Genomic DNA, 26,329 nt, shown 5'->3' on the forward strand with positions numbered 1-26,329 from the left:
TCTTAGCTATAACATGAGATATAGTTGTTACACTATATAATAAGCAATTCAATTTTTAGAGGTTTCTCTTCATATGGCCATCGACTTTAAGCAAGACATTCTCGCTCCTGTTGCTTCAGACTTTGCTGCGATGGACACTTTTATTAATGAAGGGATTACTTCGAAAGTTGCCTTAGTCATGGCAGTGAGTAAACACGTAGTTGAAGCAGGCGGTAAACGTATGCGCCCGATTATGTGTTTATTGGCGGCAAAAGCCTGTGGCGCGACCGATATAGAACGTCAGCGTAAATTGGCTGCCATTATTGAAATGCTTCACACTGCAACTCTTGTACATGATGATGTAGTCGATGAATCAGGCTTGCGTCGTGGTCGTCCAACCGCAAATGCCACTTGGAATAACCAGACTGCGGTTTTAGTCGGTGACTTCCTGATTTCGCGTGCTTTTGATTTATTGGTCGATTTAAACGATATGACCTTACTCAAAGATTTTTCGACCGGAACCTGTGAAATTGCTGAAGGTGAAGTTCTACAACTGCAAGCACAACATCAGCCTGAAACCTCAGAACAGACTTACCTCGATATTATTCACGGCAAAACTTCGCGTTTATTTGAACTTGCAACTGAAGGTGCTGCCATTTTATCGGGTACACCGCAATACCGTGAACCCCTGCGAATCTTTGCTGGCCACTTTGGCAATGCGTTCCAGATTATTGACGATATTTTAGACTACACTTCCGATGCTGAAACATTAGGTAAAAATATTGGTGATGATTTAATGGAAGGGAAACCCACTTTGCCATTAATCTCTGCACTGCAAAAAACCACCGATGAAGAACATGAAATTGTTCGCCGCAGTATTGCAACGGGTGGTACATCCCAATTAGAACGTGTCATTGACATTGTGCAAAATTGTGGCGCGCTGGATTACTGCCGCCAACGTGCCACTGAAGAAACTGAATCTGCGCTTCAGGCTTTAGATGCGCTTCCTCATAGTGAATATCGCCAAGCACTGATTAACCTGACCCAACTTGCCTTAAACCGAATTCAATGATGGATGTTGAAAAAATAGACTTAACCCTCGCCTATGCATATAAATTTTAATGATCTATTTTTAAAAATGCAGGAGCAGCTTGAATCCCATCAGGCTGCTCTTGATGACTCACTGTTAATTGAACTGGTTAACCGGATTCGACCAAGCGACTCAACCAATACTGAAGAAATTAACTGCAAATTTCGTGCACTCATACAAGCACTCCTGATTACCCCCGATGCAGTTTCTACCTTACAAAATTTTGTCTTAAAGCTGATTAGCCAATACAAACAGACCAGTTTGTATGCCGATACTGGCATTTTATCTCTCGATGGTTTTTGGAATCAGCTCGCACAAAGAATAGGTGCACATTTTTTACCGCTGATTAATGATGAAAGCCAACTGCAAGATTTAGTCCGTCGTGTCTTTTATCAACGTAGCGATAAATACTGGCTGGACAGCATTTCTAATGAGGATTGGCAAAAGTTATTTGCCTTACTCAATCAAGGTCACGGCAATCAATCAGAAAAGCTTAAAATTAGTAGTGAGCTGATCAAAGCCATCACGGTGCTGTCTTACCGGATTAGTGGTATTGGACTTTATCCTGAGTTTATCAATGCACAACCCGACTTAACTGAATACGAATCGCCTTTTCTGGTTCAGAACCGTGAAATTGTCGAATTCATTCAGCATTATAAAAAGCTGCATCAAAATACCGACCCTCTGGCAGTCATTACCCCACCGGATGCTTCACAAGCCTTGGTGATGATTGAACAATGTCGAGATGTCGCTTTAAAAATTCGTCGTGCCATTAAACGCACTGGCGTGAGTATCAGTCTGACGTATTTATTATCCCTTCTGGAACAATGTCTGGAACGGATCGAACTATTAATCAACTTAATTGTTGAAGAAGATGACGTTCGTTATGAATCAATCAGTGCCTTACTGGTCGATATTACCTCCGCCATCTATAGTGAACGGAGTGTTCGTTCTTTACTTGCAAATAACAGTGAATTAATTGCCTTGCAAGTTACCGAAAATGCCAGTAAAACTGGCGAGCATTATGTAAGTACCGACAAGAAAGGTTTTTGGTCGATGTACAAGGCGGCGGCTGGGGCTGGCGTCATTATTGCCACCATGGCGACCTTGAAGATTCTGGCTGCACGTCTGGTCATGGCTCCCTTGATGCAGGCGTTTATGTTTAGCATGAACTATTCACTCGGCTTCATGTTGATTCACGTGCTCCATTTTACTGTCGCGACCAAACAACCGGCCATGACGGCAGCCGCACTTGCAGCCACGGTACAGCATCAAAAAGGTTCTAAAACTGCACAAATTGCTGAACTTGCAGCACTGATTATTAATATTATCAGAACCCAATTCATTGCCATTCTCGGCAATATCTCCATTGCTATTCCTACTGCTGCAGTAATTACCCTGCTCTGGCAATACGGAATGGATGAACCATTGCTGTCTCATGCCAAGGCGACCACAACTTTACATTCATTGAATCCATTTACCTCACTGGCTATTCCACATGCTGCAATTGCCGGTGTTTGTCTGTTTTTCTCTGGCTTGATTGCTGGTTATTTTGACAATATGGCGGTGTATCGCAAAGTTGGTCCGCGCTTACAGGCTCATGCCCGTTTAAAGCAGTTATTAGGTCAAGAACGCTTAAATAGTTTTGCTGCATATATTGAACGGAATTTAGGGGCTTTGGCAGGCAACTTCTTATTCGGGATTATGCTGGGAAGCATGGGAACCCTTGGGTTTATCTTGGGTCTTCCGTTGGATATTCGACATATTGCATTTGCTTCAGCCAACTTTATTCAAGGCTTGATCAATATTAACGGTACGCCTGAAGTTGGCTTGATTTTTGTATCGTTTTTAGGGGTGTTGTTGATTGGTTTGACCAACTTATTTGTGAGTTTTAGTCTGACCATTATTGTGGCATTACGCGCCCGCCGGGTTCGTTTTGAGCAATGGAAGCCATTAGCCAAACTGGTGCTTACCCATTTCTTAACCCGTCCGAGTGACTTTTTTTGGCCACCGAAAATTCCATTAGAAGTGGATGAATCATTGCCATCACAAAAATCCGCTTATAAGTAATTGGTTAATTTTTGTTTTACTTCATGTTAAAAAATCGGTAAAAAAGAAATCAGCATAATTTACACACACTTGAAATAAAGTGTACTGATGAGTACACTTTAACCATTCATTAGTCATGCTCCAATCGACTAAGATAACAAAGGTTCCTTACATGCCGTACCTATTGCTTGGTGTAGGATTTTTCTTATTTATTTTCAGTGTATTAATGCTTTTTATCCCATCACTTCAGCAGTTCGATTTAGCGATGGTTGAATGGATGAGCCAGCATCGTACAGCGCATTTGAATACGATTTCTATCACACTTTCTGCTATAGGCGGCATGCCATTTGTACTATTTTTAACCGCAATTTGGTATTTACACCAAATATGGTATAAAAAATACACAAATATTATTTTTACAAGTTTAGGGCTTATAGGAAGCATTGCCACGGTTTGGCTGCTCAAATATATAATTTCAAGACCTCGCCCACCCGAAATGTATCACCTGGTTCAAAGCTATGGTGCTTCATTTCCCAGTGCGCATAGTGTTTATGCAGCCACTCTGGGTTGTCTTGCAATTTATCTAAGTCTCAAACATCCAAAGCACCAGCTCATTTGCCTGTGTGCTTTTATATGGTTGTTTGTCATGGGAATTTCAAGGATTTACCTTGGGGTACATTTCCCCTCTGATGTCTTGGCAGGTTGGAGCATAAGTTTTATTTGGATCACACTACTTTATATGCTGTACGCCAAATTCAGTAGAGCGAAAACAAATTAATTTTTAGATAAGAATCTAATCGAGGTGGAACAATGATGTCTGCAAAGCTATGGGCGCCCGCCCTTACCGCTTGCGCATTAGCAACAAGTATTGCACTTGTTGGTTGTAGCAAAGATCCAAAGGATGCGCAGCAAGCTGCAGCAGCCCAAAAAATGCCACCGACTGAAGTCGGTGTTATCGTTGCTCAACCACAAAGCGTAGAGCAATCGGTAGAACTTTCAGGTCGTACCACGGCATTTGAAATTTCTGAAGTCCGTCCACAAACCAGTGGTGTGATTCTCAAACGTCTATTTACCGAAGGCAGTTATGTCCGTGAAGGTCAGGCGTTGTATGAAATTGACTCACGCACTAATCGTGCTGGCGTCGATAGCGCACGTGCTGCACTGAATCGTCAACAAGCCAACTTGAACGTATTACGCGTGAAAGAAGGACGTTATCGTCAACTTGTCGGCAGCAATGCGATTTCAAAACAAGAATATGATGATATTGCTGCACAGGTAAAATTGGCTGAAGCCGATGTTGCTGCAACACAAGCTGAACTCAAAAATGCAGAAATCAACCTCGGTTATTCAACTGTTCGTTCGCCTATTTCAGGTCAAACCAACCGTTCAACTGTAACTGTTGGTGCTTTAGTGACTGCAAGCCAAGCAGATCCTTTAGTGACTGTTCAGCGTTTAGATCCAATCTATATCGACATTAACCAGTCTAGTGCTGAATTATTGCGTTTACGTCAGCAATTGAGCCAAGGTAGTTTAGACAGCAGTAACAATACCAAAGTCAAACTTAAGCTTGAAGATGGTAGCGACTACCCTGTTGAAGGTCGTCTTGCATTTTCTGATGCAAGTGTAAATCCGGAAACCGGTACCGTGACTTTACGTGCCGTGTTCCCGAACCCGAATCATTTATTGCTTCCGGGTATGTACGCCACTGCTAAAATTGTACAGGGTGTGATTCCAAATGCCATCTTGATTCCTCAAGCAGCGATTACCCGTACTCCGACTGGTCAAGCGATTGCAATGATCGTGAATGCCAAAGGTGCTGTTGAAACACGCCCTGTTGAAACTGCTGGTGTTCAAGGTAAAGACTGGATTGTGACCAAAGGTTTACAAACGGGTGAGAAAGTGATTGTTGATGGTGTTGCCAAGGTCAAAGAAGGTGCAACTGTGGTTGCTAAACCTTACCAACCTCAAGCTGCTGCGCCTCAAGGTGCGGGTCAACCTGCAGCAGAAGCAAATAAAGCAGCTCAACCTGCTCAGCAAGCACAACCAAAAACTGAACAAAAAGCTACTTCAAATACATAAGGGGTAGACTAAATGGCTCAATTTTTTATTCATCGCCCGATCTTTGCATGGGTGATTGCATTGGTGATTATGCTGGCGGGTATTTTAACCATCAGCAAAATGCCCATTGCACAATATCCGACCATTGCTCCACCGACAGTTAGCATTTCTGCGACTTATCCAGGTGCATCTGCTGAAACTGTAGAAAATACAGTGACCCAGATCATTGAGCAGCAAATGAATGGTCTAGACGGCTTGCGTTATATCTCGTCAAATAGTGCGGGTAATGGTTCAGCCTCTATTTCATTAAACTTTGAACAAGGCATTGATCCTGATATTGCCCAAGTTCAAGTACAAAATAAATTACAGTCAGCAACTGCGCTACTCCCTGAAGATGTACAACGTCAGGGTTTAAAAGTCACTAAATCAGGTGCGAGCTTCCTGCAAGTACTTGCATTCTATTCGCCAAATGGTGAATTGACCGATGCCGACATTAAAGACTATGTGAACTCAAATATTTCTGAACCGCTCAGCCGTGTCGCGGGTGTTGGTGAAGTACAGGTATTTGGTGGTTCATATGCCATGCGTATCTGGTTAGATCCTGCAAAACTCAGCAGTTATCAGCTTACCCCAAGTGATGTCGTTGCTGCCTTACGTACTCAAAACGCGCAAGTTGCTGTGGGTCAATTGGGCGGTGCGCCAGCTGTTGCAGGTCAAGTGCTGAATGCTACTGTAAATGCACAAAGTCTTTTACAAACCCCTGAACAGTTCCAAAACATTTTCTTGAAAAGTCTCGGTTCTGGTGCAAAAGTCACTATTGGAGATGTTGCCAAAGTTGAATTAGGCTCGGACAACTATCAGTTCACTTCTAAATTCAATGGCAAGCCTGCGGGTGGCGTAGCGATTAAACTCTCAACAGGCGCCAATGCATTAGACACGGCGACTGCTGTAGAAGAACGCTTGGTTCAACTGCGCAAGAACTATCCGACAGGACTAAAAGACCAGCTGGCATTTGATACAACACCGTTTATTAAACTTTCAATTGAAAGTGTGGTTCACACTTTAATTGAGGCAATCATCCTTGTGTTCCTGGTGATGTTCCTGTTCTTGCAGAACTGGCGCGCAACCATTATTCCGACCATGGCCGTGCCTGTGGTGGTATTGGGAACCTTCGCGATTATTAACTTATTCGGCTTCTCGATTAACACGCTCACGATGTTTGCCATGGTCCTTGCCATTGGTCTACTGGTGGATGATGCGATTGTAGTGGTCGAAAATGTTGAACGTATTATGGTGGAAGAACACCTGGATCCTGTCGAAGCGACTGAAAAGTCGATGGGTCAGATCTCTGGTGCATTGATTGGTATTACCACAGTATTGTCTGCAGTATTCGTCCCAATGGCGTTCTTTAGCGGAACCACCGGGGTCATTTACCGTCAGTTCTCGATTACCCTGGTTACCGCAATGATTCTGTCACTAATTGTGGCATTAACATTCACCCCTGCATTATGTGCAACTTTATTAAAGCAGCATGATAAAAACAAAGATCAGAGCAATGGTTTCTTTGCCCGTTTCTTCCGTGGGTTCAATAGCCGTTTCGACCGTATGGCTGAAGGCTATCAAAACTGGGTCGGAAAACTGCTGATTCACAAAATCATTGCCGGTGCGATTTATGCGGTAGTGATTGTCGGTCTATTGTTCTTGTTCAAAAGCCTGCCAAGTTCATTCTTACCGGATGAAGACCAAGGTGTAGTGATGACGCTGGTTCAGCTTCCTCCGAATGCAACGCTTGATCGTACTGAAAAAGTCATTGATCAAATGACCGGCTTCTTTATGGAAGGTGAAAAAGCCAATGTCGACTCTGTATTCAGTGTCGCAGGCTTCTCCTTCACCGGTGTCGGTCAAAATGCCGGTCTTGCCTTTATTAAGCTGAAAGACTGGGAAGAACGGACCAGTAAAGAATCTGCTGTGGGTGCCATTATCCAACGCGGTATGGCGCTTAACGTGATTGCCAAAGATGCCTCTTATGTGATGCCGTTGCAGCTTCCTGCAATGCCTGAACTGGGCGTATCTGCAGGCTTTAACTTAATGTTGAAAGATGCTGCCGGTAATGGTCATGAAAAAATGCTGGCCGCACGTAACATGATTTTGGGGATGGCCGCTCAGGACAAACGTCTGGCTGGTGTCCGTCCAAATGGTCAGGAAGATACGCCACAGTACAAAATCTATGTAGATAACGAAAAAGCCAGCGCAATGGGCGTCAGCATTTCCGAAATCAACAGCACCATGAGTATTGCTTGGGGTGGTTCATACATTAATGACTTTATCGACCGTGGTCGTATTAAGAAGGTTTATGTACAGGCCGTTCCTGATGCACGTATGATGCCGGAAGATCTCAACAAGTGGTATGTACGCAGCAACTCTGGTCAAATGGTTCCATTCTCTGCATTTGCGACTGGTGAATGGACTTATGGTTCACCACGTCTTGAACGTTATAACGGTATTGCATCGGTCAACATTCAAGGTACGCCTGCTCCGGGTGTCAGCTCGGGTGATGCGATGCTTGCAATGGAAGAAATTATCGCCAAATTGCCTGAAATGGGTATGCAGGGCTTTGACTACGAGTGGACAGGTTTATCTTTAGAAGAACGTGAATCTGGCTCGCAAACGCTTGGCCTGTATGCACTTTCAATGCTGATCGTATTCCTGTGTCTTGCTGCATTGTATGAAAGCTGGTCAATTCCATTCTCTGTCATGCTGGTCATTCCACTGGGTATTGTCGGTGCAGTGGGTTTAACATTCCTTGGCATGGTGCTACTCAAAGATCCGAACCTGTCGAATAACATTTACTTCCAGGTGGCTATTATTGCCGTGATTGGTTTGGCGGCAAAAAATGCGATCTTGATTGTAGAGTTCGCCAAGGAACTGCAAGAAGATAAAGGCGAGCCTTTACTTGAAGCAACCCTTCATGCAGCAAAAATGCGTTTACGTCCAATCATTATGACCACTTTAGCCTTCGGTTTTGGTGTACTTCCGCTTGCCCTTTCTTCGGGTGCGGGTGCAGGTAGCCAACACTCAGTCGGTTATGGTGTACTGGGTGGCGTAATCAGTTCGACTTTATTGGGTATTTTCTTTATTCCTGTGTTCTATGTCTGGATTCGAAGTATCTTTAAATTTAAACCTAAAAAACCAAATAATCAGGAGCAAACATCGTGATGCAAAAGGTATGGTCTATTTCAGGTCGTAGCATTGCGGTATCTGCACTTGCGCTTGCTTTGACAGCTTGTCAAAGCATGCGTGGCCCAGAGCCCGTAGCTCAAGCAAATATTCCAGAACAGGGTTATTTAACCCCTGCTTCTGGTCCTTCAATTGCTGAGCAAGGTTATAAAGACTTTTTTGCCGATCAACGCTTATTACAAGTGCTTGATCTGGCATTAACCAATAACCGTGATTTGCGTACTTCTACATTGAATATTCAACGTGCGCAGCAACAGTACCAAATCACGCAGAACAACCAGCTTCCAACCATTGGTGCCAGTGGTAGTGTGCTTCGTCAGGACACGCTCAATACCGGCACCATGACCAGCTACAATGTGGGTCTAGGCGTGACTGCCTATGAGTTGGACTTTTGGGGTCGTGTTCGTAGCTTGAAAGACAATGCTTTAGATACTTATTTAGCAACCTCAAGTGCGCGTGATGCCACTCAAATTGCGTTGGTTGGTCAGGTTGCTCAAGCATGGTTGAACTACTCGTTTGCCAATGCAAATTTAAAACTTGCAGATCAAACATTAAAAGCTCAACTTGAGTCTTATAACCTCAACAAAAAACGTTTTGATGTCGGTATCGACAGTGAACTTCCTGTTCGTCAGGCACAGATTTCTGTAGAAACTGCGCGTAACGATGTTGCAAATTACAAGACTCAAATTGCTCAAGCACAAAACTTGCTTAACCTGCTTGTAGGTCAAGCAGTTCCTGCAAACTTGTTACCAAATCAACGTGTAACTCGTATTAGCAAAAGCAATGCCTTTAGTGCTGGCTTACCAAGTGATCTGCTGAACAACCGTCCTGATGTACGTGCTGCTGAATACAAACTTTCTGCAGCGGGTGCAAATATTGCTGCGGCGAAAGCACGCTTGTTCCCGACCATTAGTTTGACCGGTAATGCAGGCTATGCTTCAACCAGCTTAAGCGACCTGTTTAAATCAGGCGGATTTGTCTGGTCAATTGGTCCAAGTATTGATCTTCCAATCTTCGATTGGGGTACACGCAAAGCCAATATCAAGATTTCAGAAACAGATCAGCAAATTGCCTTATCTGACTATGAAAAATCTATTCAGTCCGCTTTCCGCGAAGTGAATGATGCCTTGGCAGTACGTCAAAATATTGGTGACCGTTTAGCGGCACAACGCCGTTTGGTTGATGCAACCAATACCACCTATCGACTTTCTAATGCCCGCTTCCGTGCCGGTATTGACAGTTACTTGACGGTATTGGATGCGCAACGTGCGTCTTATGCGGCTGAGCAAGGTTTATTGTTGCTTGAACAAGCCAACATGAATAACCAGGTTGAAGTCTATAAAACACTGGGTGGTGGTATTAAAGCCAACACTGGTGATGCGGTTCAACAGCCAGCATCTACTGCTGAACGTAAAGCTGCAAACGGCGCTGAATAATTTTTTAGCGTTGTTAAAAAGCCTGCTCTATGCAGGCTTTTTTATTGCTTTTTAAAGCCTGATTTCCTATCTTCACTACAACCTCTTTTATTTGAATATCAAAAAATGCTTTTAAGTAATCTAGAATCTGTTCCGGGACATATTATTATTCGTCAGATTGATGTGGTGTATGGCAGCACGGTGCGTAGCAAACACGTTGGACGTGACCTGCTTGCAAGTTTAAAAAATATAGTCGGTGGTGAACTGACGGCCTATACAGAATTGCTTGAAGAATCACGCCAGGAAGCCATGAGCCGCATGATTGAAAAAGCAAAATCAATCGGTGCAAACGCTGTGGTGGGTATTCGCTTTTCGACTTCAAATATTGCCCAGGGCGCTTCTGAACTTTTTGTTTATGGCACTGCGGTAGTGGTTGAAGCAAATGCACAAAAATTGCCTGATCCCTTCCCGACTCAGGGCTAAGCTTATGGATGCCTTGATATTAAAAATTGCCATCTTTGTGATTTTATTTGCGATAGGTTGGGGCTTTGGTCGCCATACTGAAAGAAAGCATTTAAATGAACTGGATGAACAAGAACATCGTCTGGCTTATATCACGCTGGATAATAGCCGCTTTAAAACCTCACCTTATTATGGGCAACTGGTGAGTAGCAATGTGGTCATTTCACATGATTACTTCAAATATGTGATTGCCAATATTGAGAATTTTTTTGGTGGGCGTTTAACCAGTTATGAAAGTGTGGTTGAACGTGCGCGACGCGAAGCCATTGTGCGTTTAAAACTGGAAGCGGAAAAAATGGGCGCGACCCATATTATGGGCTTGCGCTTAAGTACCACTGAACTCGGTATGCAAGGCGGGATGGTCGAAGTATTTGCTTATGGTACAGCGATTTCCTCTTAAGCTTTTAAAAGCCCACTTTGAAAAATGGGGCCTTTAATAGCTCCTCCCTTTTCAAGGGTGAGCATCCTCAAAATATATTCTGAGTGCGCAAGGGAGGGATTAATGAAATAATCTCCCCTAACCCCTCTTTAATAAAGAGGGGAACTCATGCTGAGGGATATCATTTCACCTTCATCTTGCGAATCATTTTATACAGTGTGGGTGGTGATAAACGTGAAACCATTACCCCAAGTTTTTCTTTACGTCCGCCAACCACAATATATTCTTCATCATTCAACAGAGACTTGACTACAGTTTTAGCGAATTCGTCAGGTTGCAAACCATTTTCAATCGCTTCATCCTGATGGCCCTGTGGTTTGCCTTCGCCATTTAATGCATTGAATGAAACATTGGTTTTAACAAAGCCGGGGAAAATGACAGAAACACCTACCCCTTCATCCGCCACTTCTGCTCGTAAGCTATTGGCCCACATGTGAATCGCAGCTTTCGCAGCCGAATACGATGCGCGATATTGCGTACCCAATAAACCTGCGACACTGGAAACAAATGCAATTCGACCCGATTTTTGCTTTAAGAAGGTCGGCAAAACGGTTTTGGTTAAAAATACTTGCGAAAAATAATCCACTTCCATAATGGCACGTTCAGTTTGCATGGTGGTATCGGCAATCAAGGCACGCTGACTGAGTCCAGCATTATTGATCAGCCAGTCAATACGCCCTTTTTGATTCAATACTTGTTCATAAGCATGGCGAACTTGATTTTCATCAGTAATGTCGGCACTGATACAAATATGCTGATCTGGATTGATTAAACTTTGACGAACATTTTCCAGTTCATCCATACGACGAGCAGTGAGTACAATCTGTGCCCCTTGCAAGGCACACTCTTGTGCGAGCGCCTTACCCAAACCTGAAGATGCACCGGTAATCCATACCACTTTATTGTTCAAACTGTCCTGCTTCGCCATGTTGCTGTTCCTGTTTACACTTACGATTAATAATGCGTTGATACTTTATTGATTTTTTTGCTCATGATTCAAAAACATCAAAAAATGATCAAAATAACGATGAGTCAGTTGCGAATCATACTGTGTACCCAGTTTTTCTAAACGCTTATAGCCCATCTGTGTGGTCAAATGAATCACGCCGTTTAAGGTTTTATCCACCACCAAATTGAATTTCAACATGTTTTTAGGTTCACGAACCAGACTCGTCACCCCTTGATCGACCAACTGGGTAAATGCTTTTAAGCCTGGGGAAACATAATGTGTATTTCCTTCTTTCATTTGCTCTACACATTCCAGCAATTCCACCACCAAGACATGATCGACACTATAAGAAATATAATTTTGACCATTTTTCTCATAGGCCCTATCTTTGAGATAATTCACCATCGGAATCAAGCGATCATTGCCAAAGAATGAAACCGACCATGGCATATATTTACGTACGGTATCTAAAATTTGTTGGACCATTTTTTCAGATTCTCGATCAGCCGAAGTCGATAACCGCGCAATTTCACCAAACACCTGATCGACAATTTCACAGGAAATATCAGCCAGAACCTCACCTAAAGGTTTGGCTAAACTTTGGCTTTCACCCTGATTCAATTGCTGATGAATCTGCTGAAACCGCTGATGGGTTTCTCGGGTTAATTTTAAAGAAATGAAATAGCTCATACCGATAATGTCCTTTTTAGAATTATTCTGCGACCATTCGCGCTGTTTTTATTCAACTCTTATCATAATATCTTATGCAGTGTATGCCAATTGCATAAAGTTTGCATTTGGTGAAGCTGCCTAATTCCGTAATTTTTTTGCTACAATAGTCCTAATTTTTATTCACTTTTGATCTGTTCTGACTATGACTGATTCTGCGCAAAATATTGCTACGACATACGATCCTACCGAGATCGAGAAAAAATGGTACAAGACTTGGGAAGAGAACGGCTACTTTAAGCCGTCTGGAAAAGGCGATTCATTCTGTATCATGATTCCGCCACCAAACGTCACTGGTAACTTGCACATGGGTCATGGTTTTAACAATGCCATTATGGATGCCTTGACCCGTTACAACCGTATGTCGGGTAAAAACACTTTATGGCAACCGGGGACTGACCATGCCGGTATTGCAACCCAGATGGTGGTTGAACGTCAATTGGCAGCACAAGATATCAGCCGTCATGACTTGGGTCGTGAAAAGTTCATTGAAAAAGTGTGGGAATGGAAAGAACAGTCTGGCGGTAACATTACCCGTCAAATTCGTCGCCTCGGTTCTTCTGTAGACTGGTCACGTGAACGTTTCACCATGGATGACGGTCTTTCAAATGCCGTAAAAGAAGTATTCGTGCGTTTACATAAAGAAGGTTTGATTTACCGCGGTAAACGCCTGGTCAACTGGGATCCAAAATTACAAACTGCCCTGTCTGACCTTGAAGTTGAATCAGTAGAAGAAAAAGGTTCACTTTGGCACTTTAAATATTTCTTTGAAGATAAAGACCTTCGCACCAAAGATGGCAATGACTTCTTGGTTGTAGCGACAACTCGTCCTGAAACTTTGCTCGGTGACTCCGCTGTTGCGGTTCATCCTGAAGATGAACGTTATGCGCACCTTGTCGGTAAAAACATCGTTCTGCCAATTTCAGGTCGTTTGGTTCCTGTTGTTGCTGACGAATATGTCGAAAAAGACTTCGGTACAGGCTGTGTAAAAATCACCCCTGCGCACGACTTCAATGACTATGAAGTAGGTAAACGTTGCAACTTGCCAATCATCAATATCTTCAACAAAAATGCTGAAGTGTTGGCTGAGTTCGAATATATCGCGAAAGCGGGCGAACAGATTTCCAAAACCATTCCTGCACCTGCAGACTATATTGGTTTAGAGCGTTTTGCTGCACGTAAAAAACTGGTTGAACAAGCTGAAGCTGAAGGCTGGTTAGATCAAATTCAACCGTATGACTTGAAAGCACCTCGCGGTGACCGTTCAGGCGTAATCGTTGAACCATTATTGACAGACCAATGGTATGTGAAAATTGCGCCACTAGCTGAGCCTGCCATTAAAGCGGTTAAAGATGGCGACATCAAATTTGTGCCTGAGCAATACAGCAACATGTACATGGCTTGGATGAACAACATTCAAGACTGGTGTATCTCACGTCAATTGTGGTGGGGTCACCGTATTCCGGCTTGGTACGATGTTGATGGCAACATTTACGTGGGTCGTTCTGAAGCTGAAGTTCGTGAAGAAAATGGCATTGCCGCTGATGTAGAACTGAAACAAGACGAAGACGTTTTGGATACCTGGTTCTCGTCTGGTCTTTGGACATTCTCAACTTTAGGTTGGACTGGCGATGCCAAGAAAGATGCAGAAAACTATTTCCTAAATACCTTCCACCCGACTGATGTATTGGTGACTGGTTTTGACATCATCTTCTTCTGGGTTGCCCGCATGATCATGATGACCATGCACTTCATGAAGAATGAAGATGGCACGCCACAAGTTCCGTTCAAAACTGTGTATGTTCATGGTCTCGTTCGTGATGGCGAAGGTCAGAAAATGTCTAAATCTAAAGGTAACGTGCTTGATCCTTTAGACCTAATTGACGGTGTAGATTTAGAAACTTTGGTACAAAAACGTACTACAGGTTTGATGAACCCGAAACAAGCGGCGAAGATTGAAAAATCAACCCGTAAAGAATTCCCGGAAGGTATTCAGTCTTACGGTACAGATGCGGTTCGTTTCACATTCTGTGCGCTTGCTAACACGGGTCGTGACATCAAGTTCGACATGAAACGTGTTGAAGGCTACCGTAACTTCTGTAACAAAATCTGGAACGGTACGCGTTTCGTTCTGATGAACGTTGAAGGTCAAACTGTGGGTCAAACTGCACGTCCTGATCTTTGGGAATTGCCTGAACAATGGATCGTGAGCCGTCTACAAAAAGCAGAACTTGCAGTTCAACAAGCATTTGCAACCTACCGTTTAGACTTGGCTGCACAAGCGATTTACGAGTTCATTTGGAATGAATACTGTGACTGGTATGTAGAACTGACCAAGCCTGTTCTGAATGATGAAAATGTATCGGAAGAACGTAAAGCGGAAGTTCGTCGTGTTCTTCTTGCAGTGATGGAAGCATCTTTACGTCTTGCACACCCAATCATGCCGTACTTGACTGAAGAAATTTGGCAAACCCTTGCACCAATGATTGGCTTGGGCGGTGAAACCATTATGACTGCGGCTTACCCTGTTGCAGATCAAGCGTTGATTAATGACCAAGCCGAAGCAGATATGCAATGGCTACAAGGTTTGATTGGCGCTGTACGTAATATCCGTGGTGAGATGGGTTTAGGTAATGCGCGTTTACTTCCAGTATTGATGCAAAACATCACTGATGCTGAAGTTGCCCAAATTTCACGTATTGAACCATTGTTTAAAGCATTGGCAAAAGTAGAAAGCATCACTTATTTGGCAGATGGCGAACAACCACCATTGTCGTCTTCATCAGTTGTTGGTCATGCCTCTGTATTTGTTCCAATGAAGGGTTTAATTGATCCTAAAGCGGAACTCGGTCGTTTGCAGAAAGACTTTGATAAAGTTCAAAAGCAGCATGACCAAATTGCAGGAAAACTTGCAAATGAAGGTTTTGTAGCGAAAGCGCCTGCTGCTGTGGTTGAAGGCGAGAAAGTGAAATTGGCTGAATTTGCTGATCAGTTAGTGAAGATTCAAGCGAATATGGATCAGATTGCAGCGCTTTAATGCTGTAATTTGATTTAAAAAATCCCCTCTTAGTGAGGGGATTTTTTATAAGACATTCTATAAAAAACTTTCTAACTCAGAAATCCATGGAGGAGTAGTTTCATTTTCTTGCTTACAATAAAGATTACAAATTAACTCTTTATTCTTATCAACAAAATTGAAAATTAAATCCTTATAATTAGATGGATTTCCTTCTAGGTCAAAGTCTCTTTTGGGATAAATTATTGAGTTATCACCTTGTATAAAGCTATATGTCTTTTGCTCATCAAATTCAAAATTACTAAATATTTTTTGAATACTCTCATCACCAACAGAATCAATAGCTTGGCTTAATGCCTTATAAAAAGTAGAAGCATTTAAACACTCCTCAATTTCGGTTGGTGATCTATTATTATTTTCTAATTTGCATAATTCAATTTTATCTCTATTAAATTGTAGTCTTCGGATCACTAATTCATTTTTCTTTGTTTGAGATCTAAAACTATCATCAATTTTAAGCGCCTGAAAATCAGTATCAACTAAACAAAAAACCTTACTATTAATTTCTTTAGATTCATTATTTTGTGAAAGCGGTGCATACAAATAATTATATAAATTCAAAATAATTGCACAGCCACCAACTGGTAGAACTATCAAATTTTCAGCTTTATCTTTACTTATATAATTTAAAATATAATTTTTATCTTCTTCACCTTCTACTATTAACCAATGTTTTCTATGTAGCCTTAATGAACTTACAATTGAAGAAACTAAATCAAAAAAGCTTTTAAAATGTATGTCATCTGGATGACTTCCATTTTCTTGAAAATAATTCTTAAATGAATATTGATTAATTTGCACAGAATTATTCTTATCATGTATATGAAATAAGTTTCCTTTATCTAATATTGGTAATGCACCATACCAATGTGTACTTACTAGCATCTGAACATTAAATTTTTTTGCCAATTCATGCAACCTACTAAATTGGCCATAACACATTGATATATGTAAAGATGCCTCAGGCTCATCAATTGCTAGGATAATATTTTGTGACGTATCACGTTCTTGAGTTAAAAAAGCATATGCTATATCAATCAAAGCTTTTTTTCTCTCACCCGCAGATAAGTGCTCTATAGGCTTTTTATCGATTTTAAGCCTTCTTTTATCAAAAAATGTTTCAATAATAATATCTGTTAAATGATTTGCAGTAAGATTTGATTTTGACTTGTATTCTCTAGCAAAAGAATAATTCCTATCAATTTTTTTAATAGTTTCTTGAACTTCTTCAACAAATTTTTCAAGATTTGAATTTAAGAGATCTAAAGTACTTTTGTTGACTGTCCTCTCACCTTTAATCTGTAATTTCGAGTTGAGCATTTCTTCAATTCTTTTTTTAATATTTTCACTCATTAAGTCCTGCATACCTTTCGATTCAAGCCTCAAAAAGTCATTTAATGAAGTTTCAACAGGTATATATTGGAATGAATAATTTTTTAAAAGATCAACTTTCAAAGTCATTAAAACTTTATTAAGCTCTCTTTCATCTTTTAAAATCTGACTTTCTTTTAAACCTTTTTTAATATAGCTATCAAACGTAAAAAAAATGCTATTGGTATCACGCTCAGGAAATGGGAAAAAAGCATAAGTAATAAAATAATGAGTTTCCCTATGCTTTAGAAAATTATCTCTTTGATCAAAAAAATTATTGTACGAATTATAATTGACCGATTTTGTTTGATCGACATTAAAAAATAGCTCACTTATTATAGGAATAATTTTTTGAACATTTTTATCAAACTTATTTAAATCTTCTTTTTTAATTAAAAAACAAGGTGCTACAAAAGCTTCACTCTTTTTTTCTGAGAAATGTACAATAAACTCACTACTGTTAAAGAAACAGTCTAATGATTCCAAAATTGAACTTTTACCAGCACCATTCTGACCGATAAATAAATTAAAATTTTCTAATTCATTTAAGCCAAATGGAATATATCTAGCCCCCTTATAAATTTTAAAGTGACGAAGAAAGACACCAACTAACATAATTCCCCAAAATAAAATTTGTATAATTATTATAAAGTTAACATAACTAATAGTGTAAAACTAGTAAACTAAATGTCTATAGATATATAAATACAGAAAAAGTCCACAATATACGGCGCAACTATATGCTGACGGCGAAATTTTAAGTTCATGAAATGCTTTGCTCTAAGAACTTGCCACATCAAATGTTCTTCATCGGTGGCTGTGTGGCGCATAGATTTGGCAAAGATTAAAAGTTGAGGGTCGAGTTTTTGGTCATGGAATTTTATTTTTATTGTTTTGATCATTATACCTAATTTCCCTCACCCTCGACCCTCTCCCAAAGGGAGAGGGAGCATCATGTGATTTAATATCAGCATTAATTTTATAATGAACGTTCCCTCTCCTCTCAGGAGATGAGCATCCTCAAAATATATTTTGAGTGCGCAAGGGAGAGACGCTATTAAAATTACAGCGCCCCATTCTCCAACAACATCTCTAGCCCTTTCACCCGACTCATATATTTAAGCCGTTCTTTTTCCCATTTCACTTGCTGTTTAATTGCTGCGGTATCAGCATCAATTTGCTTATACAAATCAGCGATCTGAATTTTTCCTTTGGACTTTTGCACTGCAATTTTGGCATTCTCTGACCAAACCAATGAATCAATGATGTCATCTATTTGACTGTCTAACTGCTGACTTTGTGCATCAAGTGCCAGTTTATAAAACTTCACTTGCTCGGCGCTTAAACCTTTTTGTGTTGCCTCTCTATTCTGCTCAATCTGTATTTGAAGTTTGAGCAAATAGAATAAATCCTGCTGCTCATAAGCGGCATTGGCGTGTTGCAGCATTTCAGTTTTTTCAAGTTTCTTGCTTTCATCTTGCTCACGGTCAGGATGAATGATGGCAGCAATTTTTAAATACACGGTTTTGAGTGACTGCTCTGCCATTTTTGCCGCATTCTCTCGTTTCTCCTGCTGCTTTTTGAGTTTGGCTTGTTCACGTGCTTGGCTGTGCTGTTCACTATCCCCATGGTCTGTGTCAGCGAATTCATCAAATCCATCATCTATATCTGGTGTGCTTGTTTCAAATACAGGATTAGATTCAACGAAAGGCTTTTTCTTGGTTTTCTTCGCGTTTGTATGTTCTGCATATTGCTGGTAGAAGGTATCAATTTCTTCGACGGTATTGGCCTCTTGCTCTGACAAGGCTTTTGAGTCTTTCAAGTAAGCTGCAAGGTGTTGGATTTTTTCATCGAGCTGCACGACTTCTGCTTTTGAAAAGCCACTGCTATGTAAGTGCTTCCACAACTTTTCAAGTTGCTGAAACAATACAGTGTGTAATTCGTTATAAGCAGGCACAAAGGTTTTACGAGCGTGTTGTTGAATGTCATTTTGAGCTTTTTCCCATGCTGCCAAGTCTGTTTTTTGCTGTTCGATTTTCTCAATCAGGCGATTGAGCTTTTTCTGTTGTGGCGAAAGCTCTGCATCTGGCTGAACAGTGGTTTTTAAATCGAAAGACATAGGGAAGATAGAAGCAAAAGAAAAAATTATACCTTAATTACATGAGGTGTTTCTCTTACATTGCTGAATAGCACTTCATATCCATTAAATGCTTGGCACGTAACATTTGCCACATCGAAGCTTCACCAGAAGTCGGACGGCTTCGCATGTCTTTGGCAAAAAGCAGTAAGTTTTGATTTGTATTTAGAGAAGTCATTTTTATTTTTCTTAAGTTTAACCGGAAATAATCCTCAGTAAAAATCACTACACAAAGCTACAAATCCATCCATCAATAATTTGTTAAAGTTTTGAATAACAACAACAAGGAATAAAAATGGATTGGTCTGATCTTCTTATCTACGACACCACGTTGTTATTTGCAATAGAAATTCTCATCCGCTGTGTGATCATGTTCATCATGATCGTCCTGTTTTTAAGGCTTACGGGTAAACGCGGTGTTCGACAACTTTCTATCTTTGAAGTCACCATTATTTTGGCGCTCGGCTCGATTGCGGGCGACCCGATGTTCAATGAAGACATTCCCATGATTCAAGCGATTATTGTCATGAGCATTATTATTTTCATGTACCGTTTGACCACTTGGCTCATGATGAAATTCCAGCCTTTTGAAGACTTTTTAGAAGGAAAATCACTGTATATAGTAGAAGATGGCATGCTGGTATTAGAAGATATTAAAAAAGGCAAATACTCTCATGACGAGTTTTTTGCAGAAATGCGTCAGCAAAATACAGAACATCTCGGACAAGTCAGAACTGCACTACTAGAAACCGATGGCAAATTTAGTATTCTATTTTTTGAACCCGAACAAACCAAATATGGTCTGCCGCTATTTCCCAAAGCATGTAATATCGTAGAAGATGTCAAACCTCACACCTATTATTCCTGTATCTATTGTGGCTTTACTGACTTCATTCATCATCCCAAACAGCAATGTAAACGCTGTGGAGATTGTGATTGGACAAAAGCACTGAATCATCAAAGAATTGCTTAAGTTATCATCTTTTAATGAGATTGCTTGAGCCTATTGAATCAATGGCTATCTTCATAACAAAATACAGTTCCTGATCTAAAAATTTATTATTTTCATACTCTTAAAATATTTATTTTTATATTTTTTATCATCCAATTCATATTTACCACTCGAAAAAAGACATTCTATAGTCTAAGCCTGATTGATATAAGTTGATTCTGGTACAAATTGTGCTCTATTTATATATCTTCTATTATCCTAAAAAACGTATAAAACAGAATCATTTATCATTAACAAAACGGTAAAAAATCTTGCTTGAGCCTGCCCTCTAAACTCGATTAAGATGAAAGCCAAGATTAAAAAATAAACGCAACAAAAAGTATCATTTGTTATCTCAAACTGATGAATGAATCATCGGTCTAAATCGAAAACAAATGATGATTAATAATAGAAATGGAGTTTTCAATATGTCACCTAAACGCACTATGACCTCTCTACTTTGTGCAAGCGCGCTGATGCTTGGACTGAGTGCTTGTAGCGACAATAAAGCTCCGGCATCGGGCGAAAAAACCACTGGAGATGCAACTACCTCTGGCACGCTGGATAAGATTAAAAAATCTGGCACCATTGTATTGGGCTATCGCGATTCTTCTATTCCGTTCTCTTATATTGCAGACAATCCGAATCAACCAGTCGGTTATGCCCATGACTTACAACTGAAAGTGGTTGAAGCGGTTAAACAAAAATTGAATATGCCGGACTTGAAAATTCGCTACAATCTCGTTACCAGTCAAAACCGTATTCCTTTGGTTTCTAATGGCACAGTCGATTTGGAGTGTGGTTCAACCACCAATAACAAAGAACGTCAGCAACAGGTTGATTTCTCTGTCGGTTTCTTTGAAGTCGGGTCTCGTCTACTTACGGCTAAAGATTCAGGGGTGAAAGATTTCACCGATCTTAAAGGCAAAAAACTGGTTACTACAGCCGGTACAACATCTGAACGCTATATTCGCCAGCATCAGCAAGAACTTGGCATTGGTGAAATTATTTCTGCCAAAGACCATGCAGAATCGTTCTTGATGCTACAAAATGGTCGTGCCGCTGCCTTTATGATGGATGACATCTTGCTTGCCGGTGAAAAATCCAAAGCTTCGGATCCGAACAAATGGGAAATTGTCGGTACAGCACCAATTCACGAAATTTATGGCTGTATGCTGCGTAAAGGCGACACAGGCTTTAAGCAAGTGGTCGATGATGCAATTAAAGCCACCTATAGTTCCGGTGAAATCAACAAAATGTACGAGAAATGGTTCCAGCAACCGATTCCACCCAAAAATATTAATCTAAACTTCAAAATGTCAGATCAACTTAAGGCATTAATTGCTACACCGCACGATCGCGATCAATAAACTTTAAAACAACATACGTTCAAGGTCAGGTAAAAATGGATTTTTTACCTGATTCTTCAGTGGAGTCACTATGAATTATAGTTGGAATTGGAGTGTTTTGTGGCAATCCACAGGGGTCGGTGATAGTACCTATTTGCAATGGGTTTTAGTTGGTCTGGGCTGGTTATTGGTGATTGCTTTTGTCGCGTGGACTATTGCCATGGTACTCGGAAGTATTCTGGGGATCATGCGTACCTTGCCGAGCAAAACGGCACGTGCCATTGGTACAACTTATGTCACCATTTTCCGTAATGTACCTTTGCTGATTCAATTATTTATCTGGTTTTATGTGGTTCCCAACTTTTTACCCTCAGCCATTCGCAATTGGTGGATTAATGACTTAGGTGCCAATACCACGGCGCTGATTTCAGCCAGTGTCGGTTTAGGTTTATTTACCGCTGCACGAGTCTGTGAACAGGTACGTACCGGCATTGAAGCCTTGCCGGTCGGACAAGTGAATGCCGGTTATGCCATGGGTTTTAGTACCGCTCAACTTTACCGCTACGTCATTTTACCGCAGTCCTTTCGCACCATTTTGCCGCCACTCAGTTCAGAGCTGACCAACTGTGTCAAAAATACCTCGGTGGCTTCTCTGGTGGGTGTTGCAGAAATTATTTCCCAGATGAAAACCATCAGTGAATATACGCAAAATACCATCGAGATTTACACCATTGTGACCGTTATTTTCATTGTGATTAACGTCTGCTTAATCTCGGCAATGACCTTGCTGGAAAGACGTTTACATGTACCCGGTTTAATTGTAGGAGGCAAATAATGGAATGGCTCTCTGCATTTTTAAATGATTTACAATTATCTGGCCCGGCTTTATGGCATGGTTTCAGCATTACTTTAAAAGTGGTCTGTATTGCGACGGTAGGCGGTATTTTAATTGGCACCATACTGGCGTTAATGCGTTTATCTTCCATTAAAGTTTTTAACTTGATTGCACAAAGTTATGTAAATCTGTTTCGCTCCATTCCTTTGCTGTTGGTGTTGATGTGGTTCTACTTTGCGGTACCTTTTATTTATACCGCAGCAACCGGGAATTACCTGACCATTGATACCGCATTAGTCTCCAGTATTGTGGCCTTTATGCTGTTTGAAGCAGCCTACTTTTCTGAAATTGTACGTGCCGGTATTCAGTCGATTCCGCGTGGACAATCCGCCGCAGCTTCTGCTTTAGGCATGAGTTATGGGCAATCGATGCGACTCATTATCTTGCCGCAAGCCTTTCGTAAAATGACACCGCTACTGCTGCAACAAACTATTATTTTATTCCAGGATTCCACCATGGTATATGCCATCGGCCTACTGGACTTTTTCAGAACCAACTATGTTCGTGGTGACCTGATGTCGCTGCTGACCCAGTACATTTTATTTGCTGGTTTGGTATATTTCACCATTAGTCTGTTGGCCACTTATGCTGTTAAAAAATTACAAAGAAGGTTACACGTATGAATGATAACAAAGTGATGATCGACATTCAGAACGTGAGTAAATGGTACGATAAATTTCAGGTACTCACAGATTGCACTACGCAAATTCGCCAAGGTGAAGTGGTGGTGGTCTGTGGTCCTTCAGGTTCGGGGAAATCAACATTAATTAAAACGGTGAATGGTTTAGAAGCCTTTCAACAAGGCAATATCACGGTCGATGGGATTTCGATTAAAGACCCGAAAACCAATTTAAACCTATTGCGCAGTCGCGTCGGTATGGTGTTTCAGCATTTTGAATTGTTCCCGCATTTGACCATTACTGAAAACTTGACCATTGCCCAGATTAAAGTTTTGAAGCGTTCTGAAGCTGAAGCCAAGAAAAAAGGTTTGGCGTATTTAGAGCGTGTCGGTTTAAGTTCTCAGGCCGATAAATTCCCTGCACAACTTTCAGGTGGACAACAACAACGTGTAGCGATTGCCCGTGCCTTAAGTATGGACCCGATTGCCATGCTGTTTGATGAACCGACCTCTGCGCTTGATCCTGAAATGATTACCGAAGTTTTAGACGTGATGGTAGGGCTGGCCAAAGAAGGCATGACCATGATGTGTGTGACCCATGAAATGGGCTTTGCCCGTCAGGTTGCCAATCGTGTGATTTTTATGGATCAAGGCAAAATTGTTGAAGACTGTACCAAGGATGAATTCTTCAATACCCAGCGTGGTGAACGTGCTCAGCAATTCCTGAATAAAATTTTGCACTAAACATCTTAAGCATTTTAAAAAGCAGATCAAATGATCTGCTTTTTTATTGGGATGTAATTATTCAAGAACCAGGCGTGCATTGGTCGGTTGCACAGGACGGTTATTGGGATGTTCCATCAAGCTTGAAAATGTCTGAATCTGTTGTTTTGAAGCTTGTTGAATATCTTTAAGCACAATCCAGCGTACGCCTTCTGAACACGGTGGTGTAGTCAAAGAACCATTAAAACGATAATAATCTAAATTTTCAGGTAAGAATGCAGTAGCTAAATCTTGATGTTTCAGTTGTACGGTATTGCCGGCTTTTTTCGGTAATTCTTTCCATAGTTTTTTCAGCTTTTTATTTTCCTGACCTTCTTCAAACATCACGGCGACCACGGCTAACTCGCCTTGTTCAGTGGCATGCACCAAATGCATCTCCATGGCAAAGCTTTTTCCTTTAATGGCGTTTTCACTTGGACTATGTAAATGGAATTGTTTGAGATGAAAGACTTTTTGCTCTAATTCTAGGGTACTGCCCTCAGCAAAATTGATTTGCACGGTACGATTATTATTGATAATGGTGTCCGCTTTTGAGCTGTAATTCAATTTTAAAGCAGGCAGTGTTGCGGATATGGTTTGATCAATATTAATAGGCGCTTGATTCACCCCTTCGCAGGCTTGATATTCAGGCTTGATTTTGCCCCATTGTGCAGGTGCAGTTTGTGCTGCATAACTCCAGTCAAATTGAGTCCCTTCCGCTGCAAATGTATTAAAACCGACCAGCGTCAGTAATGATGCAAGCATACTCCGTTTCATCTTTAACCCTTAAAATACAATATAAAATGAGCACTTATCTTCTAGGGTTGCAACTGCTAGATCAAAACTAAAACTACCAATTTGTTATTGGTTTTGTATCCTATATTGATTAATTATTCATCTTATCTAGTTTTAAGACATTCAGTTTACCCTACCGTATTGGTATCTACATCACACTGCGTTTAGATTTAGAATGAGTACAAATTTTTCAAAATGCACCATAATTGATGATAAAAGCAGCTAAAACTGCTTCATCAAAATGCATTGCTTACTTTATCTTTAAATTATTTTTAATATTTTAGATCAATAACATTGCCACTATTCAGTGCTAGGGGGAAATGCCGAAAAAATAAACAAAACCACAAGTCCTAAATTTAATTTAGTAATCATATATTTATATATACTTTAATTTAAATCTCTTGCCTTAAATTGGTGCATGAAATGCATCTAAAAATCATGCTTTGCTTTATATCGAGTCTTGAGCATTTTTTTAAATGAATGATCAATATTTCCCTTTTTCAAAGCTCTTCCTCAAATCTTAGGTCTCGATATACTGATCTTCTTTTTGTGAAAAACAGCACTAAAATGGGGCTAAAATATGCAAAATATTGATTTACTCTTTCTCCTTCTTGGTGCAGTTTTAGTTTTAGCCATGCATGCAGGTTTTGCATTTTTGGAGCTGGGCACAGTACGACATAAAAACCAGGTCAATGCGCTGAGTAAAATTCTGACTGATTTTTCCATTTCAACCATCGCCTACTTTTTTGTTGGCTATTACATTGCTTATGGACAACATTTTTTCCATATTGGCGCAACCTTAGCTGCGGATCATGGCTATAACCTGATGCGCTGTTTCTTCCTGCTGACTTTTGCTGCGGCTATTCCTGCCATTATTTCTGGCGGTATTGCTGAACGTGCCAAAATGCGTTCTCAAGCGATTGCTACTTTATTATTGGTCGCCTTGATCTATCCTTTCTTTGAAGGCATTGCCTGGAATGGCAACTTGGGCTTACAAAAATGGTTAGCAAGTACATTTGGTGCAAGTTTCCATGACTTTGCCGGTTCTGTAGTGGTGCATGCGATGGGCGGATGGATGGCTTTAGTCGCGGTGCTTTTACTTGGTGCACGCTATGGCCGTTATAAAAAAGATGGCCGAGTGAGCGCACATCCGCCCTCTTCCATTCCTTTTCTGGCTTTGGGTTCCTGGATCTTAATCGTGGGCTGGTTTGGTTTTAACGTGATGAGCGCGCAACGTCTGGATGCCATTTCAGGTCTGGTGGCGATTAACTCACTCATGGCGATGGTCGGTGGAACCATTGCTGCCAACTTTATGGGCAAAAATGACCCCGGCTTTTTACACAATGGTCCTTTGGCGGGCTTAGTGGCAATTTGTGCAGGTTCTGATGTGGTGCATCCGGTTGGAGCGCTTATTATTGGAGCAGTTGCAGGTGTGATCTTCGTGAAACTCTTTACCTATACGCAAAATAAACTTAAAGTCGATGACGTCTTGGGCGTTTGGCCATTGCACGGTGTATGCGGTACATTTGGTGGCTTGGCGGTAGGTGTTTTCGGACAACAATGGTTAGGCGGACTCGGCAATGTTTCCATAATTTCTCAAATGATTGGTACCCTCCTCGCAATCTCCATTGCACTTGCTGGCGGATTTCTGGTATACGGTGCACTCAAAATCACGATGGGCATCCGTTTATCACAAGAAGATGAATTTCGTGGTGCCGATTTATCTATTCATAAAATTTCTGCTAATTCAGAAGACACCATGTTTTAAGGCTTAAATTTTAAACTTGATTCTTAAACCTGATTTTTAAACCTGCTCTTAAACTTAATACGATTTTCAGCGCGACTCGAAAGAGTCGCTTTTTTTATC

21 protein-coding genes and 1 pseudogene are annotated in these 26,329 nt (G+C 41.0%); 15 read left to right on the plus strand and 7 right to left on the minus strand.

Annotated elements, in window-relative coordinates; all coding sequences use genetic code 11:
- Positions 1 to 73: 73 nt before the first annotated feature.
- The 8 genes from sdsA to B9T23_RS01125 all read left to right on the plus strand — a co-directional run bounded on the left by sdsA (position 74) and on the right by B9T23_RS01125 (position 10,750).
- Complete coding sequence (gene sdsA, locus B9T23_RS01090; RefSeq protein WP_086192552.1) at positions 74 to 1,051, plus strand: All-trans-nonaprenyl-diphosphate synthase; 978 nt, start codon at positions 74 to 76, stop codon at positions 1,049 to 1,051.
- A 33-nt stretch (positions 1,052 to 1,084) separates the two neighbouring features.
- Positions 1,085 to 3,139 (plus strand): site-specific recombinase, encoded by a 2,055-nt coding sequence (locus B9T23_RS01095; RefSeq protein WP_086192554.1) that lies wholly within the window; start codon positions 1,085 to 1,087, stop codon positions 3,137 to 3,139.
- Between the two features lie 151 nt (positions 3,140 to 3,290).
- Positions 3,291 to 3,896, plus strand: a complete 606-nt coding sequence (locus B9T23_RS01100) for a phosphatase PAP2 family protein (RefSeq protein WP_086192847.1) — start codon at positions 3,291 to 3,293, stop codon at positions 3,894 to 3,896.
- Positions 3,897 to 3,928: 32 nt separating this feature from the next.
- On the plus strand, positions 3,929 to 5,197 hold the full coding sequence (locus B9T23_RS01105) for an efflux RND transporter periplasmic adaptor subunit (protein ID WP_086192556.1): 1,269 nt from the start codon (positions 3,929 to 3,931) through the stop codon (positions 5,195 to 5,197).
- 12 nt (positions 5,198 to 5,209) lie between these two features.
- Entirely contained in the window at positions 5,210 to 8,392 is a 3,183-nt protein-coding gene (locus B9T23_RS01110) for an efflux RND transporter permease subunit (protein ID WP_086192559.1), read from the plus strand.
- The gene (gene adeK / locus B9T23_RS01115; protein ID WP_086192561.1) at positions 8,392 to 9,849 is read left to right on the plus strand and encodes a multidrug efflux RND transporter AdeIJK outer membrane channel subunit AdeK; all 1,458 of its coding nucleotides are present in this window, start codon (positions 8,392 to 8,394) and stop codon (positions 9,847 to 9,849) included. The genes B9T23_RS01110 and adeK overlap by 1 nt, the downstream gene beginning before the upstream one ends.
- Positions 9,850 to 9,954: 105 nt before the next feature.
- Positions 9,955 to 10,311: a YbjQ family protein gene (locus B9T23_RS01120; RefSeq protein WP_086192564.1), complete on the plus strand. Its 357-nt coding sequence runs from the start codon at positions 9,955 to 9,957 to the stop codon at positions 10,309 to 10,311.
- Positions 10,312 to 10,315: 4 nt separating this feature from the next.
- The gene (locus B9T23_RS01125; protein ID WP_086192566.1) at positions 10,316 to 10,750 is read left to right on the plus strand and encodes a YbjQ family protein; all 435 of its coding nucleotides are present in this window, start codon (positions 10,316 to 10,318) and stop codon (positions 10,748 to 10,750) included.
- A 160-nt stretch (positions 10,751 to 10,910) separates the two neighbouring features.
- Here B9T23_RS01125 and B9T23_RS01130 read toward each other — a convergent pair whose 3' ends face one another.
- Positions 10,911 to 11,717: an SDR family oxidoreductase gene (locus B9T23_RS01130; protein WP_086192569.1), complete on the minus strand. Its 807-nt coding sequence runs from the start codon at positions 11,715 to 11,717 to the stop codon at positions 10,911 to 10,913.
- A gap of 45 nt (positions 11,718 to 11,762) precedes the next feature.
- Entirely contained in the window at positions 11,763 to 12,428 is a 666-nt protein-coding gene (locus B9T23_RS01135) for a hypothetical protein (RefSeq protein ID WP_086192571.1), read from the minus strand.
- A 184-nt stretch (positions 12,429 to 12,612) separates the two neighbouring features.
- Here B9T23_RS01135 and B9T23_RS01140 point away from each other — a divergent pair, with 184 nt between their 5' ends.
- Positions 12,613 to 15,504, plus strand: a complete 2,892-nt coding sequence (locus tag B9T23_RS01140) for a valine--tRNA ligase (protein ID WP_086192574.1) — start codon at positions 12,613 to 12,615, stop codon at positions 15,502 to 15,504.
- Positions 15,505 to 15,561: 57 nt separating this feature from the next.
- Here the strand turns inward: B9T23_RS01140 and B9T23_RS01145 are convergent, their stop codons facing one another.
- The 4 genes and pseudogenes from B9T23_RS01145 to B9T23_RS16715 form a co-directional block, all read right to left on the minus strand.
- On the minus strand, positions 15,562 to 17,529 hold the full coding sequence (locus B9T23_RS01145) for an ATP-dependent nuclease (RefSeq protein WP_086192577.1): 1,968 nt from the start codon (positions 17,527 to 17,529) through the stop codon (positions 15,562 to 15,564).
- Between the two features lie 92 nt (positions 17,530 to 17,621).
- Positions 17,622 to 17,816: pseudogene (locus tag B9T23_RS01150) on the minus strand (endonuclease domain-containing protein); the annotation flags it as partial.
- A gap of 161 nt (positions 17,817 to 17,977) precedes the next feature.
- Positions 17,978 to 19,033 carry a molecular chaperone DnaJ gene (locus B9T23_RS01155; RefSeq protein ID WP_086192581.1) on the minus strand — a complete coding sequence of 352 codons (1,056 nt, stop codon included), beginning with the start codon at positions 19,031 to 19,033 and terminating at the stop codon, positions 17,978 to 17,980.
- A gap of 55 nt (positions 19,034 to 19,088) precedes the next feature.
- A complete protein-coding gene (locus B9T23_RS16715; protein WP_171263028.1) occupies positions 19,089 to 19,229 on the minus strand; it encodes a hypothetical protein in 141 nt (46 codons plus the stop codon).
- A 117-nt stretch (positions 19,230 to 19,346) separates the two neighbouring features.
- Between B9T23_RS16715 and B9T23_RS01160 the strand changes: the two genes are divergently transcribed.
- The 5 genes from B9T23_RS01160 to B9T23_RS01180 all read left to right on the plus strand — a co-directional run bounded on the left by B9T23_RS01160 (position 19,347) and on the right by B9T23_RS01180 (position 23,649).
- Entirely contained in the window at positions 19,347 to 20,024 is a 678-nt protein-coding gene (locus tag B9T23_RS01160) for a DUF421 domain-containing protein (RefSeq protein ID WP_086192583.1), read from the plus strand.
- A 446-nt stretch (positions 20,025 to 20,470) separates the two neighbouring features.
- Positions 20,471 to 21,412, plus strand: coding sequence for a transporter substrate-binding domain-containing protein (locus tag B9T23_RS01165; protein WP_086192586.1), 942 nt, complete (start codon positions 20,471 to 20,473; stop codon positions 21,410 to 21,412).
- 70 nt (positions 21,413 to 21,482) lie between these two features.
- Positions 21,483 to 22,226, plus strand: coding sequence for an amino acid ABC transporter permease (locus B9T23_RS01170; RefSeq protein WP_086192588.1), 744 nt, complete (start codon positions 21,483 to 21,485; stop codon positions 22,224 to 22,226).
- A complete protein-coding gene (locus B9T23_RS01175) occupies positions 22,226 to 22,909 on the plus strand; it encodes an ABC transporter permease subunit (RefSeq protein WP_086192590.1) in 684 nt (227 codons plus the stop codon). The genes B9T23_RS01170 and B9T23_RS01175 overlap by 1 nt, the downstream gene beginning before the upstream one ends.
- Before the next feature lie 14 nt (positions 22,910 to 22,923).
- Positions 22,924 to 23,649 (plus strand): amino acid ABC transporter ATP-binding protein, encoded by a 726-nt coding sequence (locus tag B9T23_RS01180; RefSeq protein WP_171263039.1) that lies wholly within the window; start codon positions 22,924 to 22,926, stop codon positions 23,647 to 23,649.
- Between the two features lie 57 nt (positions 23,650 to 23,706).
- On the opposite strand, the gene B9T23_RS01185 is transcribed toward B9T23_RS01180, so the two are convergent.
- Positions 23,707 to 24,444, minus strand: a complete 738-nt coding sequence (locus B9T23_RS01185) for a carbonic anhydrase (protein WP_086192594.1) — start codon at positions 24,442 to 24,444, stop codon at positions 23,707 to 23,709.
- Positions 24,445 to 25,042: 598 nt separating this feature from the next.
- On the opposite strand from B9T23_RS01185, the gene B9T23_RS01190 reads away from it, so the two are divergent.
- Entirely contained in the window at positions 25,043 to 26,230 is a 1,188-nt protein-coding gene (locus tag B9T23_RS01190; protein ID WP_086192596.1) for an ammonium transporter, read from the plus strand.
- The last annotated feature ends 99 nt before the right edge of the window (positions 26,231 to 26,329 follow it).

The sequence above is a fragment of the Acinetobacter terrae genome, assembly GCF_002135195.1.
Taxonomy (GTDB): domain Bacteria; phylum Pseudomonadota; class Gammaproteobacteria; order Pseudomonadales; family Moraxellaceae; genus Acinetobacter; species Acinetobacter terrae.

What these genes read in the sequence shown, in the direction of transcription:
- B9T23_RS01160 (WP_086192583.1), top strand. Translation starts at nt 19,347, where the DNA reads ATGGATTGGTCTGATCTTCTTATCTACGACACCACGTTGTTATTTGCA.
- B9T23_RS01175 (WP_086192590.1), top strand. Translation starts at nt 22,226, where the DNA reads ATGGAATGGCTCTCTGCATTTTTAAATGATTTACAATTATCTGGCCCG.
- B9T23_RS01155 (WP_086192581.1), bottom strand. Translation starts at nt 19,033, where the DNA reads ATGTCTTTCGATTTAAAAACCACTGTTCAGCCAGATGCAGAGCTTTCG.
- B9T23_RS01180 (WP_171263039.1), top strand. Translation starts at nt 22,924, where the DNA reads ATGATCGACATTCAGAACGTGAGTAAATGGTACGATAAATTTCAGGTA.
- sdsA (WP_086192552.1), top strand. Translation starts at nt 74, where the DNA reads ATGGCCATCGACTTTAAGCAAGACATTCTCGCTCCTGTTGCTTCAGAC.
- adeK (WP_086192561.1), top strand. Translation starts at nt 8,392, where the DNA reads ATGCAAAAGGTATGGTCTATTTCAGGTCGTAGCATTGCGGTATCTGCA.
- B9T23_RS01120 (WP_086192564.1), top strand. Translation starts at nt 9,955, where the DNA reads ATGCTTTTAAGTAATCTAGAATCTGTTCCGGGACATATTATTATTCGT.
- B9T23_RS01145 (WP_086192577.1), bottom strand. Translation starts at nt 17,529, where the DNA reads ATGTTAGTTGGTGTCTTTCTTCGTCACTTTAAAATTTATAAGGGGGCT.
- B9T23_RS01190 (WP_086192596.1), top strand. Translation starts at nt 25,043, where the DNA reads ATGCAAAATATTGATTTACTCTTTCTCCTTCTTGGTGCAGTTTTAGTT.
- B9T23_RS01105 (WP_086192556.1), top strand. Translation starts at nt 3,929, where the DNA reads ATGATGTCTGCAAAGCTATGGGCGCCCGCCCTTACCGCTTGCGCATTA.
- B9T23_RS01170 (WP_086192588.1), top strand. Translation starts at nt 21,483, where the DNA reads ATGAATTATAGTTGGAATTGGAGTGTTTTGTGGCAATCCACAGGGGTC.
- B9T23_RS01110 (WP_086192559.1), top strand. Translation starts at nt 5,210, where the DNA reads ATGGCTCAATTTTTTATTCATCGCCCGATCTTTGCATGGGTGATTGCA.
- B9T23_RS16715 (WP_171263028.1), bottom strand. Translation starts at nt 19,229, where the DNA reads ATGACTTCTCTAAATACAAATCAAAACTTACTGCTTTTTGCCAAAGAC.
- B9T23_RS01095 (WP_086192554.1), top strand. Translation starts at nt 1,085, where the DNA reads ATGCATATAAATTTTAATGATCTATTTTTAAAAATGCAGGAGCAGCTT.
- B9T23_RS01140 (WP_086192574.1), top strand. Translation starts at nt 12,613, where the DNA reads ATGACTGATTCTGCGCAAAATATTGCTACGACATACGATCCTACCGAG.
- B9T23_RS01125 (WP_086192566.1), top strand. Translation starts at nt 10,316, where the DNA reads ATGGATGCCTTGATATTAAAAATTGCCATCTTTGTGATTTTATTTGCG.
- B9T23_RS01165 (WP_086192586.1), top strand. Translation starts at nt 20,471, where the DNA reads ATGTCACCTAAACGCACTATGACCTCTCTACTTTGTGCAAGCGCGCTG.
- B9T23_RS01135 (WP_086192571.1), bottom strand. Translation starts at nt 12,428, where the DNA reads ATGAGCTATTTCATTTCTTTAAAATTAACCCGAGAAACCCATCAGCGG.
- B9T23_RS01185 (WP_086192594.1), bottom strand. Translation starts at nt 24,444, where the DNA reads ATGAAACGGAGTATGCTTGCATCATTACTGACGCTGGTCGGTTTTAAT.
- B9T23_RS01130 (WP_086192569.1), bottom strand. Translation starts at nt 11,717, where the DNA reads ATGGCGAAGCAGGACAGTTTGAACAATAAAGTGGTATGGATTACCGGT.
- B9T23_RS01100 (WP_086192847.1), top strand. Translation starts at nt 3,291, where the DNA reads ATGCCGTACCTATTGCTTGGTGTAGGATTTTTCTTATTTATTTTCAGT.